General features: G+C 32.4%; 25 protein-coding genes. 22 read left to right on the forward strand and 3 right to left on the reverse strand.

Features of this window, described 5'->3' with window-relative positions; all coding sequences use genetic code 11:
* The first annotated feature begins 57 nt into the window (after positions 1–57).
* The 3 genes from DD829_RS01055 to DD829_RS01065 all read left to right on the forward strand — a co-directional run bounded on the left by DD829_RS01055 (position 58) and on the right by DD829_RS01065 (position 2,068).
* Complete coding sequence (locus DD829_RS01055; protein ID WP_185140296.1) at positions 58–255, forward strand: hypothetical protein; 198 nt, start codon at positions 58–60, stop codon at positions 253–255.
* Between the two features lie 44 nt (positions 256–299).
* Positions 300–1,211, forward strand: coding sequence for an IS982 family transposase (locus tag DD829_RS01060; protein ID WP_108411648.1), 912 nt, complete (start codon positions 300–302; stop codon positions 1,209–1,211).
* A 146-nt stretch (positions 1,212–1,357) separates the two neighbouring features.
* Positions 1,358–2,068, forward strand: coding sequence for a hypothetical protein (locus tag DD829_RS01065; protein WP_108411221.1), 711 nt, complete (start codon positions 1,358–1,360; stop codon positions 2,066–2,068).
* A 276-nt stretch (positions 2,069–2,344) separates the two neighbouring features.
* Here DD829_RS01065 and DD829_RS01070 read toward each other — a convergent pair whose 3' ends face one another.
* The 3 genes from DD829_RS01070 to DD829_RS01080 all read right to left on the reverse strand — a co-directional run bounded on the left by DD829_RS01070 (position 2,345) and on the right by DD829_RS01080 (position 3,114).
* Positions 2,345–2,515 (reverse strand): helix-turn-helix domain-containing protein, encoded by a 171-nt coding sequence (locus DD829_RS01070; protein WP_228408096.1) that lies wholly within the window; start codon positions 2,513–2,515, stop codon positions 2,345–2,347.
* Positions 2,516–2,556: 41 nt separating this feature from the next.
* Complete coding sequence (locus tag DD829_RS01075; RefSeq protein WP_108411222.1) at positions 2,557–2,790, reverse strand: helix-turn-helix domain-containing protein; 234 nt, start codon at positions 2,788–2,790, stop codon at positions 2,557–2,559.
* A 78-nt stretch (positions 2,791–2,868) separates the two neighbouring features.
* Positions 2,869–3,114: a helix-turn-helix domain-containing protein gene (locus DD829_RS01080; RefSeq protein WP_108411223.1), complete on the reverse strand. Its 246-nt coding sequence runs from the start codon at positions 3,112–3,114 to the stop codon at positions 2,869–2,871.
* A 123-nt stretch (positions 3,115–3,237) separates the two neighbouring features.
* Here DD829_RS01080 and DD829_RS01085 point away from each other — a divergent pair, with 123 nt between their 5' ends.
* The 19 genes from DD829_RS01085 (at position 3,238) to DD829_RS01175 (ending at position 14,368) form a co-directional block, all read left to right on the forward strand.
* A complete protein-coding gene (locus tag DD829_RS01085) occupies positions 3,238–3,420 on the forward strand; it encodes a SymE family type I addiction module toxin (protein ID WP_108411224.1) in 183 nt (60 codons plus the stop codon).
* A 141-nt stretch (positions 3,421–3,561) separates the two neighbouring features.
* A complete protein-coding gene (locus tag DD829_RS01090) occupies positions 3,562–4,164 on the forward strand; it encodes a short chain dehydrogenase (RefSeq protein WP_108411225.1) in 603 nt (200 codons plus the stop codon).
* A 15-nt stretch (positions 4,165–4,179) separates the two neighbouring features.
* Positions 4,180–4,647, forward strand: coding sequence for a DinB family protein (locus tag DD829_RS01095; protein ID WP_108411226.1), 468 nt, complete (start codon positions 4,180–4,182; stop codon positions 4,645–4,647).
* 64 nt (positions 4,648–4,711) lie between these two features.
* Positions 4,712–5,197: a hypothetical protein gene (locus DD829_RS01100; protein ID WP_108411227.1), complete on the forward strand. Its 486-nt coding sequence runs from the start codon at positions 4,712–4,714 to the stop codon at positions 5,195–5,197.
* A 26-nt stretch (positions 5,198–5,223) separates the two neighbouring features.
* Positions 5,224–5,748 (forward strand): hypothetical protein, encoded by a 525-nt coding sequence (locus DD829_RS01105; RefSeq protein WP_108411228.1) that lies wholly within the window; start codon positions 5,224–5,226, stop codon positions 5,746–5,748.
* Between the two features lie 44 nt (positions 5,749–5,792).
* On the forward strand, positions 5,793–6,023 hold the full coding sequence (locus DD829_RS01110) for a hypothetical protein (protein WP_076390758.1): 231 nt from the start codon (positions 5,793–5,795) through the stop codon (positions 6,021–6,023).
* A gap of 545 nt (positions 6,024–6,568) precedes the next feature.
* Positions 6,569–7,102 (forward strand): hypothetical protein, encoded by a 534-nt coding sequence (locus tag DD829_RS01115; RefSeq protein WP_123906774.1) that lies wholly within the window; start codon positions 6,569–6,571, stop codon positions 7,100–7,102.
* A gap of 34 nt (positions 7,103–7,136) precedes the next feature.
* Positions 7,137–7,883: a hypothetical protein gene (locus DD829_RS01120; protein WP_108409198.1), complete on the forward strand. Its 747-nt coding sequence runs from the start codon at positions 7,137–7,139 to the stop codon at positions 7,881–7,883.
* A gap of 26 nt (positions 7,884–7,909) precedes the next feature.
* Entirely contained in the window at positions 7,910–8,215 is a 306-nt protein-coding gene (locus DD829_RS01125; protein ID WP_076390755.1) for a hypothetical protein, read from the forward strand.
* A 50-nt stretch (positions 8,216–8,265) separates the two neighbouring features.
* The gene (locus tag DD829_RS01130) at positions 8,266–8,823 is read left to right on the forward strand and encodes a hypothetical protein (RefSeq protein WP_108411541.1); all 558 of its coding nucleotides are present in this window, start codon (positions 8,266–8,268) and stop codon (positions 8,821–8,823) included.
* 212 nt (positions 8,824–9,035) lie between these two features.
* On the forward strand, positions 9,036–9,881 hold the full coding sequence (locus DD829_RS01135) for a metallophosphoesterase (protein ID WP_108411540.1): 846 nt from the start codon (positions 9,036–9,038) through the stop codon (positions 9,879–9,881).
* Positions 9,882–9,903: 22 nt separating this feature from the next.
* A complete protein-coding gene (locus tag DD829_RS01140) occupies positions 9,904–10,251 on the forward strand; it encodes a hypothetical protein (RefSeq protein ID WP_108411539.1) in 348 nt (115 codons plus the stop codon).
* 17 nt (positions 10,252–10,268) lie between these two features.
* Positions 10,269–10,628: a hypothetical protein gene (locus DD829_RS01145; protein ID WP_116547451.1), complete on the forward strand. Its 360-nt coding sequence runs from the start codon at positions 10,269–10,271 to the stop codon at positions 10,626–10,628.
* 68 nt (positions 10,629–10,696) lie between these two features.
* Positions 10,697–11,500 (forward strand): DUF1963 domain-containing protein, encoded by an 804-nt coding sequence (locus DD829_RS01150; RefSeq protein ID WP_108411259.1) that lies wholly within the window; start codon positions 10,697–10,699, stop codon positions 11,498–11,500.
* 56 nt (positions 11,501–11,556) lie between these two features.
* Positions 11,557–12,108: a bifunctional (p)ppGpp synthetase/guanosine-3',5'-bis(diphosphate) 3'-pyrophosphohydrolase gene (locus DD829_RS01155; RefSeq protein ID WP_108411260.1), complete on the forward strand. Its 552-nt coding sequence runs from the start codon at positions 11,557–11,559 to the stop codon at positions 12,106–12,108.
* Positions 12,105–12,512: a hypothetical protein gene (locus tag DD829_RS01160; protein ID WP_108411258.1), complete on the forward strand. Its 408-nt coding sequence runs from the start codon at positions 12,105–12,107 to the stop codon at positions 12,510–12,512. Before DD829_RS01155 ends, DD829_RS01160 begins: the two co-directional genes overlap by 4 nt.
* A 104-nt stretch (positions 12,513–12,616) precedes the next feature.
* Complete coding sequence (locus tag DD829_RS01165) at positions 12,617–13,099, forward strand: hypothetical protein (protein WP_123906775.1); 483 nt, start codon at positions 12,617–12,619, stop codon at positions 13,097–13,099.
* A gap of 35 nt (positions 13,100–13,134) precedes the next feature.
* Positions 13,135–13,800, forward strand: coding sequence for a hypothetical protein (locus DD829_RS01170; RefSeq protein ID WP_108411256.1), 666 nt, complete (start codon positions 13,135–13,137; stop codon positions 13,798–13,800).
* A gap of 76 nt (positions 13,801–13,876) precedes the next feature.
* Entirely contained in the window at positions 13,877–14,368 is a 492-nt protein-coding gene (locus DD829_RS01175) for a hypothetical protein (protein ID WP_108411255.1), read from the forward strand.
* Positions 14,369–14,458: the final 90 nt, after the last annotated feature.

Raw genomic sequence — 14,458 nt, forward strand, 5'->3', positions numbered from 1 at the left:
AAGCCTAATATAGCTCTGTTAAGAAGGTCAAAATTAAAGCACGCTAAAATATAAATTATGGCTATTCCGGAAAGAGATTTTAGGTTTGTCAGAAAGAAGTTTGAAGATAAAAGTGAAAGAATTCCTGATAGAATACGCATGGGGAACCATTTCGTTGATGATTTTATTTTTGAAGACCAAGAGGCCGCTGATATTCCGATCAATGCGCTACGTGTTATTTTTAACGTGAACTCGACAAAATACATGAGGTATTAGTACTCTAAAAGATTTACTTTAGAGGTTGAAAAACAAAACACCTCATGAAAAACAAAGATATGCTTTTTGATGAAAAGCTGTTGATAGAAATTTTTATAAAAGCAGATGATATTTGCAAAACCATCGAAAAGGAATTCGTTTCCAAAATGCTTGAAGATAAAAAAGCTGAATATGTCTACCAAAAACCCAACTGCGAAATGACAGAAAGTGAGATGATGACTTTGCTTATTTTCTATCATTATTCGGGGTTTAAGTGTTTTGAATATTTTTACAAACAGCTTGTAATGAATAAATTACGCAGTTATTTTCCCAAAATACTGAGCTACAATCGTTTTGTAGAAATCTTGTCTTCTGTTTCACTTCCCATGTTCATTTTTGCCAAGTCTCTTTGCTCAGAAAGTCAGAATACAGGCATTAGTTTCATAGATTCTAAGAAACTTGTTGTTTGCCACAATCGTCGTATCCACCAGCATAAAGTCTTTTCAGGGAGGGCCTCAAGAGGGAAATCTTCCACGGGTTGGTTCTTCGGATTTAAAATCCATTTGGTGATTAACGAAAAGGGAGAACTTCTAGATTTTGACCTTACTCCAGGCAATGTGGCGGACAATAATCATGGATTATTAAAACGTATTTTAAAGAAAATCACAGGTTTATGTTTTGGAGATAAAGGGTATGCTACAACACTTTGGAAGGATTTTTACGAAAATGGGCTAAAGATCATTACCAAAACCAAAGGTAAAACCAAGGCAAAATTGATGACGCTTCAAGAACGTTATATGCTGCTGAAACGTCCAATAATAGAAAGTGTGAACGATATTTTTACCTCAGTTTTTGATTTGGAACATTCCCGACACAGAAATCCAGATAACGCTTTGACACATATGCTTTCCTGCGTTTGTGCTTATTGTTTTTATCCCGAAAAACCTTCGGTAAACTTCCCTAATTGGATAAATTAAAAAAAACACCATAATTTATTGAAATTTAAAGATTTATCGTCGAGTTCACGTTAATTATTAAGGTAACAAAGGTTTCTAATGAGAAAATCTATTGTAATTTTCTCTACCACTACAACATTTCAAAAAATGACAGTACAGATATATTTTTGATAGGTCTTCCTTTTTCTCAAAATTCAAAACTTGAATACAGTTTATTATCAAATGATGCAAACTTAGTAGTATCATATGGATTTAATTCAGTAGGTAAAGGAGCATTAAGTATTAATGCTTTTAAGAAACCTGTTAATTTAGATTTTGAATTTACAAACGTAGAATTGCCTATAAAGGCAACTCCTAGTGACGAAAATGGTCTAATTACTACTTTAGATTTTGATGATAAATACTTAACCAGTTCATCAAGGACAATAAAAATTCTTTCGCTAAATCAAATTCAAGTATCAAATACAACTTTAATAAATTCGAATCCCAAATTTAGTCTCATTGGAAATCACAACTATCAATTGTCTTCACCAGAACCCCTTGAAAATGTTTATTTTATTATTCCCAAACCAAAAGACTCTTATTTAAGCACGTTCATAGCTTTTATGACAATTGCAATATTTATTGGAATATTTAGTTCAATAAAACTTTTAAAAGGAAAGACGCAATCAATTTTTGGAGGGATTGTAGGAATACTCTTGCTAGCATATTTAGGGTATTTAATGTTTTCAAAAATTATACCGGAGGACTTCACCAAAGACATTGATATGATTAGTTTAATCGGAGGTGGAATTGGACTTTGTATTGGCGTAGTGTTAAACTCAGCATATAATTTAATAACTATTTATGCAATAGAGCGACAACAATCTGGCGGATAATACTGCTGCCAACATCGGATTGGCAATATGGCGGCTAAAGTGCTTCTATGAAACATTTGTGCAAGGTTCAACAGCAGGAATCCCAGATGTCGCGGATTTGCAATCCGTGACATTTACCTACCAAGAACATCTTACGCAAAAACTTTCAGAATATAAAAATTAAAATCACGGATTACAAATCCGCGACATCGTGTAAAAACGTTATTCTATTAGCTAAAAACCCCTACCCCACTTCAAAATCAAACAATTCTTTCGGATGTACTTCTAAACCTTTCGCTAATTCCTGTATGTAGAAATTCTAACATCAAATTCTCCTTTTTCAATTTTGCTGATATTACTATGGTCGACATCACATTTTTGAGCTAATTCCCGATAGCTTAATCCCAACTCCTTTCTAAATTTTTCAATTCTTTTCCCAAAAGCTATTCGAAATTCAATTCTATCCATTGTAAATGTTGACGTAGTTATTCAGAAAATTTCTAACTTTTTTAATCAAAATTAATATTCAACAAATCTTTAGGTGGCACATTCAGACCTTTAGCAAGATCAATTAATGTAGTAAATGCAAAATTTCTTTTTCCATTTTCTATATCGCTTATTGTGGCTTTAGTAATTTTGGAGCTGTTAAGAACAACATCATCTTGCGTAAGTCCAGATTTAAGTCTTAAACCTTTAACGTGTTCTCCAAATTTTTTTAGTATTTCATCTTGTAAAAAGTCCATTTGTAAAAAGTTTACACACATTTGAGATTTTAGAAAAATACAGCCAACTCATCCCCATCTGGATAAATTTTAGACTTTTTAAAATTTATCATCAAATCCTTCAGCAAAAAATTCTTCTAAACTCATATTAAAAGCATGAACTATTTTTGCCAGTGTGCTAAATCTTAAATCTTCTCCTCTTTCATATCTTCCAAACTGAGCGCGTGAAATATTATGTTCGTAAGCAAAATACTCATAGCTTGTGTATCCCTTAGCTATTCTTATCTCTTTAATTCTTTTACCTAGATTTTTTAACACAACCTCTTTAGAAAACTCATTTGCCATATTTGTAAATTGTATAATTGATAATTTTTACAAATCTTATAAATAACCATCATTTATGTTACCATTAAAAAGATGGATCATATTAGTGTCTTTTAAAAATGTTTTTATATCTTTGAAATAAAAATGATGAATTCAAGAAAACTAAAAATTTATTCAAGATTTCAGAAAAGCAGCAACCGACTGATCATCGTTCCGGAAATCCGGCTCAGAGGAAAATGGCTTGATGAGCTGGGTTTCGGAAAAGGAAAAATGGTAAATATTCAGCAAAAGAAAAATAAACTGATTATTACCGTCGATGAGTTATAAATACAGTACGATGTATTTGTTATTCGCAACATTTAATGATGAAATTCAATTATAAAAAACTCAAATTTTGCACTCTTTTTGGTAAAATACTTTCCGTACCTTTGATTACATCTGAAAATCATCAATAATAAACATCACAGAATGAAAATACTCATCATTGGCGGTAACGGAACCATCGGAAAAACAGTAGCAGCACATTTTAAAGAGAACAACGAAGTTGTAATTGCCGGAAGAAACTCCGGAGATGTAACGGTGGATATTGCAGACAGCCATTCCATTAAAGAAATGTTCGAAAAAATCGGAAAACTGGATGCCATCATCTGTATTGCCGGTGAAGCAAAATGGGCAGATTTCAAAGACCTTACCGAAGAAGATTATTACATCGGACTGAAAAGCAAACTGATGGGGCAGGTTAATCTCGTCCGTATCGGAAAAGATTATTTGAATTCCAATGGTTCTATTACTTTATCTACAGGAATTTTAGCGGACGACCCTGTTGTACAGACCGCAAGTGCTGCAATGGTGAACGGCGGAATTCACAGCTTTGTACAGGCGGCTGCTCTGGAACTGGAAAACGGAATCAGACTGAACGTGGTATCTTCCGGAATGGAGGAAGACGCTTACGAAAAATACAGAGATTATTTTCCAGGACACAACCCTATTCCCATGAAAAAAGTAATCAACGGTTATGTAAGAAGCGTGAACGGAAAAGGAAACGGCGAAGTTATCAGAATTTATAACTAAAAAATAAAAGGTTGAATGATGAATAAACTGCCGAAATATTTAAATGATCTCGAAGAAAAAATCTCAAAGCATACTATTTCCAATCCTGAAATTTCGAAATCCAATGTAGGATGGCAAATCGAACATATTTTGCTGACAATTAATGCCATCATCGAAAATATAGAAAAATCTGATCCCAAAAATTATAAATGGAGCTTCAAACTTTCGAAAACAATTGTTTTTGCGTTGAATAAAATTCCGCGAGGCCGTGCAAAATCGCCAAAAATAGTCACTCCGGGACATTATGATGAGCAGACTTTAGAGCAGCATTTACAATTCACCAAAACGAAAATCAGGCAACTGGAAAATCTTGATTCCAATAAATATTTCAACCATCCTTTTTTCGGAGATTTAAAACTGAAAAAGGCAATTAAATTTCTGGAAATACACACGAACCATCATCTGGAAATCATCAATGATATTCTGAAGAGTAAAAATATATAAGTTTATAAAAATTTTGTCCTCACTAAGGAACAAAAATAATATGTACTAATAAAAGCTAAAATTCATGAAGCTGAAATTCATTTTTATTTTAATTTCCTTCTTTCTTTATTCGTGTAAAAAAGAAAATAAAAATATGGGAACCGTAGTGAAAAGCAATACAAATACTGAAGTTTCAACGGACATCAATTCTCTTCAGAAATTAATTAATTTATCTAAATTCAGACCAGAGAAAGTGAAGTTTAAATATATTTTTATTGATAATTCCGAAGGAAGAATTCCCGGTCCATCCGATTCTTTTTTGGAAGCTGTTATATGTTTTGATGAACAGACAATGAAAAAAATATGGGATCTGGATAAAAACGCTGACTTTGCACATCCTGATTACCAGAAACAGGATTTCGAATTTGACTGGCTGGACGAAAAGATTATAAATGAACTTAAACAATCCGACGGTATGAAAGCGGCTCATCCTGATTTTATTTTTGACACGGAAAACGGAAAATGTTGGTATCTGAAAAACAAAATTTTATTCATTAAAACAGTAAATTAATTTAAAATAATGATTAAACTGTATTGATGACGAACGATAATCAACTTTTCCACATTATCTGGACAACTTATAATGAATATCCTGTTTGGGACAGAAACGGCTATTGGAAAAAACTTACTGATACTTACTCGAAATTACGCCTGCAAAATATAAGCTACACTTTGTCCCATGAGTTATCCGATGAATATGTAAATAAAAATCCACAAAACAACAGGATTCTTTTACAGGAAAAATCTATAAACCAATTGAGAATTGATATTCATGAACTTTGCAGGGAGAACAGCGACAGGATAATTGACGGACTTGAAATTAAAGCGCTTCATATTAACGAATCAAAAGTTGAAATAGTCGTGCTTTCGAATATAAAAGTACTGAATCAGAAAATTTCAAGACTGAAAAGCAAAACCTCTTCTGCCTTATTACGTTCAAAATATACCGAAGAATTTTCCGGAAACAAAATCTGGGGAAAAGGATTTTGGTATTCAACGATTTTAAATAAAGAAGATTTGGCGATTTCAATAATTGAGGATGGTTTTTCTAAAGAATTTTGAGGAATAATAAAGATCAGTCAGCCACCATTTAGAACAAAAGCAAGATGCAGAAACCAGATAAAATAATTGATTTAATTTTCAACAACAGAGCATACAAAGTTGAAATTACAGGAAACGTAGATAAATCGGACGGATTTATTTATTACACTTTTAAATTTGATGAAGAAAATTTCATTGTCATTTCAAAATTTGATGGCGACCAATGGAAAATCGCAAATATAACCGATGATTCTATTGCTGAAAAACTGGGCAAGTGGATCGAAGCGTTGGATTGAGAATCTGAAACATTCAACTTTACAAATTGAACTTCAAAATGCTGAAAAAGAATTAATGATATTATAATCAACAAAAATAGATGATTTGCAGATACAGATACCACATTATCAAACTATAAAAATAAAAATAACGGTTTAGTTAATGGAACCATAAAATTAGGCAAGGAAAAAGAAGCCTACCACATCCAGAAACTTATCGAACTGAAAATGAATGAGGAAGCTATCTTTAAAAATTATAAAATTAAATTGTGAAGCATTAATTTAATTTTCCTTCATTCATTAAATTTGTGGATTTGTAAAGTAAATTCTATATTTGCCAAAATTAAAAACTAAAAACCGTTGAAATATTTAAATTATACCACAAAAATTACTTTTTATTTGTAAAAGTGTTATTCTATATTTTAACACTTAAAGACACAAGAAAAATTCCATTTAAAATCTACCGCTTACAGTCATAATCTTTTTTAAAAAATCCGTTAAAAGATTAAAAAACACAAAGCCAGAATTTTAAATCCTTAAAAAAATCAACATTTAAATAAAACATAATGACCAAACAATTAAAGTTTGCAGTTGTATTATTACTAACAGTTGCAAGCATGAATGTAAATGCTCAGAAAAAAGCACCTGCAAAAGCTACAAAACCTGCCACAGAAAGCAAATCTTCAAAACCAAGCAAGCAGGAAACAATGGATTGGATAGCCGGAAAGATGAAGGAAAACCTAGGACCATACAGAACATTTGTTTCTTATTCCGACGGAAAATTTGTCTATAAAAAGCCATATGAAAGAGAAACAAACTTCTGCACAACAACAATCGACCTTAATAAAATCACAGGAATGAATTCTGAATATTCAGACGATTTTTATGTAACAGGAAAAGGCTGCATGTCAACAATTTGCGATAATGAGACTAAAGCAAGTAGTTATCAGACATTCTCCATGAGTGGTCCTAACTATAATGATTATTCAGCTCCGTTCAATTTCACTCCGGATCAGACCTTGGTAGAAAGACTAAAAAAAGCGGTCGCTACTTTAATTGAATACAACGGATCAAAGAAAGAAGAAGGAGAAGCCTTTTAAAATATCATAAACAAATATTCTTAAAATTAATAACATGAAAAATAAATCAATTTTAGCAGCATCTTTTTTTGCTGTTTCCTTAACGCTTATCTCTTGTGGAGAAAAACCTCAAAACATAGAAATGGGAAAAGAATTCAAAGTGTATGAAAATCCCATTACCGTTTTAAAAGTAGAAGAAAGCAAAATTCTCAGAAACGACAAAGATTCTACCCTTTTGATTGCTCCCAATGGAAAAAAATACGTCTATGCAGAAGTGAAAAATCCTAAAAATGAAATGATCTTCATAAAAGCTTTCAGTAAAGATTCGGAGGTAAAATATGATGACGATTTATCTTTGTCAGATTACAAACATGATATCGACAAAGGATTTACCGATGATTATTTCCTTGTTGATGACAACAGCTCGATTGATAAATTAGTGATCACAGATCCTTCCGAAACACAATTTGTTTTGACGAATCCAAAAATTACAAAATCTACTACTGCAATTTCTCCCGAAGCTCAGAAAATAGTAGACTCTTTCGCTAAAGAAATAAACCTTTTAAATGCTTTTGCTCCATATGTAAAAGATGGTAAAGACGTTCTTTCGATCACGAAAGACGAGGGAGATTTGCCTGTTAACCGTTTGAGCATGAAAGCTGAAGTAAATTACTTTTCACCGGATGGAAAGCTGTATATCTTTAAAGTAACCGATATTATTAAAAACATAGCAAAAGTGTATACAACCTGGGAAAATGGGAAAATTACAAGCATTGTAGTAAAGCCTCATTACAGACAATAAAACAAATATTATTAAAAAAATAGAGTATGAAATTAGGAAGATTATTTGGAATTCTTGCTATTCTGGGCGGAGGTTATGTTACTTACATGGGATATGAAATGATGCAAACCACAGGATCTGTTTTTAAGTTTGTAATAGCAGCACCGGTTTTTGTTTTAATTGGAATTGCCATGTTATTTTTCCCCGGTGGGGACATTACAACAGCCGAAAGCAGGAATAAGACTAAAGATCCAAAAGCATGGATAAATGAAGCTCCGAAAAGTCACAAAATAGTCTGGCTGGTTGCAGGAGTTGTAGGATTTATCATTTCCATGAACCTCTTTAAAATTTAAATATTAAAATTTTTAACAAATTGTTGTTGAAATTCTACAAAACTTATACAATGAAAAAATTTAATTTACTTTTACTGATTTTCGGATTTTCGTTTACGATGTTTCAGGCACAAACTTCTAAAAAAAGCATCAATGAAAATCATTTTAAAACATCAGATCTTGTAGACCTTGATTTAAGCAGCAAAGGATATAATGTGATCACAAAAGCGCCAAAAGGAGCCATAATAATTCAGGATGGAAAAGATATTGCCGTTTATGGAGGGAAATTTTTCAAAATGACTTTTTCTAAACAAGATTTTTCAAACCCATTTAATGAAGATGAAAAATACAGCAATATTGCCGAGAAAGTGGCAGATATTAAAACATTAGCAAGCGATAAAGAAATGAATCCTGGCTTTGTAAAATTTGAAGCAGAAGATAAAAACGGTTTCCTGAACAGAAGTACAGCAAGCGGTCTATCATTTACTTATGGAGTAAAAGCCGGTGATAATGCCATTATGATCTCGGATGGTATTACTTATGATATATCACCCGATAAATTTACAAAGTATACCGATGAAGATATAAGAGTGATGTATGAAGCTGCAAAAGCAACGGTAGCAAAATAATTATAAAAGTTCTACAAAGAGTATTTTCATCAGCTCTTAGTTCTGTGAAAGTTCCAGAGTAAACAATACAGAATCCCGGACTTCAGATCCGGGATTTTTATTTCTGTATACTTAACGTTTTTCCTTTAATTGTTTTCGATATATTTGTTTTTCAGATTAGCTTTCTGAAAGGCTAAAACTGATACCCGAAAATAAAATAACCAAACTCAAATATGAAAATTGCGCTCTTTTCAGACATTCACGGTAAAATCCTGCTACCTTTCAAACTTGTTGATCTTTATCAGAAAGAAACAGGCAGCAAAATTGATTTCATCTTACAGTGCGGAGACATAGGAGCCTACCCTATTATTGAAAATCTTGATAAAGCAACGATAAAACACGCACAATACGACAGAGACGAGCTCGGTTTTCATGATGATTTCACGAAAGAAAATCCCGAGATTCAATCATTTTTGAATGAGCTGAATATTAATATGATCTGCGTCCGCGGAAATCATGAAGACCACGATTTTTTAGACCGTCTGGAAAAAGAAAATCCGGATGAAAGCATTTTTCCTATTGATATCTATGAAAGAGTTTTCGTCTGCAAATCGGGTTTAGAACAAACATTGGAAACGGAAGATGAGGTTTTACATTTTGTAGGAATCGGCAGAATCGGAGACCGGAAAGGCAGATCCGAAAAGCGTTTTATTCAGGATTACGAAAGATTTGAAATTAAAAAACTGCTGAAAACAAACAATACTTTTGATGTCCTTATTACTCACGATAAAGACGACAGCCAAAGCGGTTACGGAATGACTGAGATAAGAGAAGTATTGGACAATGTAATTTTTCAATATCACTTTTACGGACATACCGGAGAACCGTTTAGAGAAGAAACGGATGTTAACGGCATTACACAATCTATAAAAGTAAGAGAGCTGGAATTCAATGAAAACGGAATGTTGGAAAAAGGCTGCATGATTATTCTCACAAAAGAAAACGGTGAACTGAGCATTGAAATTGTCGACGAGAATTTCACGAATAAAATGACAAAATTTAACTGGAAAACTCAGTAACCAGACTAAAATACTATACGAAATGGAAGAAAAGCTTACCCATCTTATCATCAACTGGATTGAGGTAGATCATCACATGATTTTGGTTGGAGCAACCGACAATATACACTGGAACCTGGAAAAAGAATTTGGAGGTTCCGGAGCAGATGCAAAATCTTCTGTCTGGGTAACTTTAGAGGAAAATGGGAAAGGCAGGAGTTTTTCTGAAGAAGCTCATTTTTTCTGTTTTCCCGGAGATCCTGCCCGATCTCTCGCAATGTCTCACGTATTCGATTTGTTTGAAACTGCGTGGAGCATTAAAAATCAAAATATGAATCTCGATGAAGCCAGAGAAAAGTTCTTCGGAAAAATTATTGAGGCAGTTGCTTAAATAAAAACCTTATTAAAATGAAAAACATACAACTAATTGATCTGGAGAAGCACAGTAATTCTAAATATGAACTTATTGCAGATAAAATCTATAAAAATACAGAAGAGAACATCTATGTTTTTGCAGTAAATTTTGATCTGGAAGAAGAGGAAGATTCTCAATACCCGCTTGAAGATGTATTGGATAAATTCTACCTGCACGTTTCTGATTTTATTGATGAAGATGCTTTTTACAGCTCAAAAAACATCAGTCTTGAATTAGCAGGAGCATTAGCAGACGTTCAGAACGCCATTCAATCAATTATCGGAAAGAGAGTTTATAATTCCGAATATATCGGAGAAGATGGAATTACTTATGTGAAATTGGTGATAGAATAAAATTTAATTTGAAAAATTGAGTCTTATCACCACAAAATCTATTAATTATCATAATCTGTAAATAAAAAATGATCCCCAAAATTTTAGAAAAATATAAATCCGAATTAGAAAGTCATAGAAGAGATTCAATTATCATTAGTGAGAATGAGCTCAATCTTTTAAGTCCAGATCCTTTAGATTTTAAAACCAGCAAATATCTGGGTTACCCTTTTATTCCTTTAACAATGGAATATCCTAAAGATAAAAACGGGAACGTCTTAATCCCTACAGTTCAGATTAATTTTGCTGAAATACCAAAATCTGATCTTTTTCCGGAAAAAGGAATTTTGCAGATTTTTCTTAATCAGCACTTCAATTTTGGAAAGGAAGACTGCTTTGTACAATATATTACAGAAGAACAACTTGAATTACCCTGCATTGAAGATTTTTCTTTCTTAAAAGATGAGTTTTATTCAAATAATCCATTTAAAAGTATTTATACATTAAATTTTGGGAAAAACTTTTCGTGGGCAAGTGCTACGGACAGCCAGTATAAATTTCAATGCGAAGAGTTTGATGATCTGTCTATTGAAGAATATATGTGGGAATTACTAGATGAAGATGAGGATTCTTATGATGAATTCAGTGAGTTTTTCACCGGAGAAAGTATGGGCAGTAAACTCGGCGGATATGGATATTTTATACACGGAGATTTTAGAAAAATTGAAAATCGTATAAAAGATTATATTTTGCTTTTACAAATTGACGGAAGTGATGAGGCTGTCTATAACGGAGAACAATACGTTTACTTACATCTGTTTATTTCAAAAGAAGATTTAAGTAATTTAGATTTTAGCAACGTTTATGTGGATTGGGAAGTAAGTGATAATTGACAGAAAACATTAAGCAAAAAAAGAATATTTATTATTTCAAACTTAAATCACAAAAAATGAACAACAATTTTACAATAGACGATTTACAGGACATATGGCAGAAAGTAAGCATTCTGCACAACGGACAAACGTACGGCGGACAAAACAAAAACCAAAAAATAGAATACATCAACCACATCGGAAGCGTGGTATTTGAAATCATCAATGCTTCTAAAAATACTCCTGATTTTAATTTTAATCTCGCCATCAAATGTGCGTTTTTGCACGATACTATAGAAGATACAGATTACCCAATCGAAGATCTCGAAAAAGAATATGGTAAAGACGTGAAAGAAGGTGTTCTTGCCCTCACAAAAAATACAGACCTTGAAAAGGAACACCAAATGAAGGATAGCTTACACCGAATAAAGCAACAGCCGAAAGAAGTCTGGGCGGTTAAAATGGCTGACAGAATCTGTAATTTATATGCTCCACCCTATTTTTGGAAAGAAGCGAAGAAAGAAAAATATCTTGAGGAAGCAAAAATTATTTACGAACATTTAAAAGATGGTAATGATTATTTAGCCAAAAGATTATCCGAAAAAATTGAAGCTTATAAAAACAAATGATCAAGATTGAAATACATACTCTCGCAGGACAACTTGATATTGAAATCAAAAAAAACGAAGATTTTTATATCCTTTTAGTTATTTTATCCAAATCGCAATATTTCCAAGAAGATGGCAGAGTTTGGAGTGGAAAAATTGAGGAAACTGAAAAGCTTTTTGAAATCGTAAATCTTATAAAAGAGTGTTACAGAAAACCATCTGTACCCACAAGAATAACTATTCTTGACGGAAGATCAATAAAAATCAATCTGAAAGATGACGAATCGCAAATTGCATTGCGACTGGTAGATATTGATGAAAACACAAACGAATCTGAACTGATCCAAAAAATTAAAGAACTCACAATTGAGATAAGAGGCAATGATGCTATTCTACAGGATTATTTAGATATTTTTATGGATTAACCTCCTGAAATGACGTGCATAATATTACTAATACTTTTGATTAAAATGTGACATATCAAGAATTTGACAAAAATATTAATCTTGTAAGCCTAAAAAATAGGGATTTGGAAACTTATCTCTTGGCTTTACTCAAGCTGGTTGAAGATGAAAGAGAACAAATTTTAACCGCCGAATTATTATTAAAACTTTTACAGGACGCATGCACTTCCAAACCAAAAAAATTTAATGTTGAATGGTTAAAAATCAAAGACGAACCTGATGAAAATACATTTATGAATTCAAAAACGAACTCTTCAACAGATAAAACCGGAGTTGCAGATATCGGTGAGTTCTATTATACAATTGCCGTTCTGAAGTTTCAGATTGCTGAATTGCACAAAATGAAAGGTAAACAATTGGATGATGAATGGAAATATTATGGAATTGATTCTGAAACAGGAAACAGATGGTACAATTTTGATCCAAGTTCTATTTTAGACTGTGGAATGAGATGTTTTATGGACGGCAACAAAAATGGTGATCAGGAATTTAAAGTAAGTTGGCGAACTTTGGGCGACTTATTAGAAATGGGCAGAATTTACGAGTAATTAAATTGGACAAAACATAATAACCATCAATATCTATGGGACTTTTCAGCAGAAAAAAAGCATTTAAAATAAGAGATGTAGAATTTTATTCCGACAGAGAATATCATTATTCCAAAGGACTAAAACCATACTTACATAAAGAGATCAAGATCGTAAAACAGGATCTTTCCTTAGAAAATCTGGGGCATATCCTTCAATATCTTGTGGAATTCATCCAGGATGAAAAACCCGATATTAAAAGTGGAGATAAAGTCACCTGTTTCACCTGGAATATTATGTTTCAGGAAGTTTCTTCAGGCTTTTTTGAGATTTTTGAACTTATTCCTGAAAAACTTGGATTCGAGCCGGGACTGATTCGTACTCTTTTCGTACTTAATCAACAGCTTTTAGTATGCGACCAGCTAAAAGCAGAACCGGATTTCCCGGATATTAATCAGATCGTTTTAGCAGATCCTTTAACCAAAACAGGATTGCCCATCCATTTATTTCGCTGGAAAAGGGAATATCCGGATTCCGGATGGATGGTGATAACGGATGATTTTGATGAAGAAGCAAACGAATTTGAAGAAATGGCACTTGGACAGTTCATGATGTCAAGACCTGAAATTGTGAAGTTTATGGCACTTCCGGCAGGATTCAAAATTATTTGGAAGGATAATGATGCCAATATTGCATTTGATAATTATCTTGTGGAAAATTAAATAATCATTTTTACATGAAAAGTGAAAACAGTCCACAATCACTTAATAAATTTATTGAAACACAAATGTAACAGACATGGGAGAATTGCATGGAGTAACACAGCTAAAACCAAGAGTAATTATAGGTGGCGCTATTTTGAAGGTAAAAAAAGAAAAAGAGCAGGAATTTTTAGAAAAATATTCTAATGAACAGACTTATATTGGGGAATGGGGAATTTTTAACCAGACATATGTAAAAATTTCTGACAATGGCTTTGTCGAAAGACGTGCACTATATTATGAACAAAAAATAATTGATTTTAAAATATCGGGAATATACATACAGATAGAAGGTTTAAGCAAACATGGTCCCGATAGTTACAACTATGTAGATTTCATGGATGATTTGTCTTATTTTTTAGAAAACGCTATTTTCTATGTTGACTATTTTGATAGTATTGATCGGTATGAAATTATAGATGGTATTTTGCAGTTCCAAAAAAGAGATGAAATCAATAATTTTGAAGATTACTTTATTTTAAATTATAATTCATCTCCTCAAACTATTGCCAGATATTATGCGGCATAATACTGAAAAATAGTTGGTAGAATCCTATCAAAAACTCATTGTTAGGCTGTTTGGAGGAAGTTTTATGAAACGTGTTTCATAAAACTTTTT

The sequence above is a fragment of the Chryseobacterium sp. HMWF035 genome (assembly GCF_003094695.1).
Classification (GTDB): Bacteria; Bacteroidota; Bacteroidia; order Flavobacteriales; family Weeksellaceae; genus Chryseobacterium; species Chryseobacterium gambrini.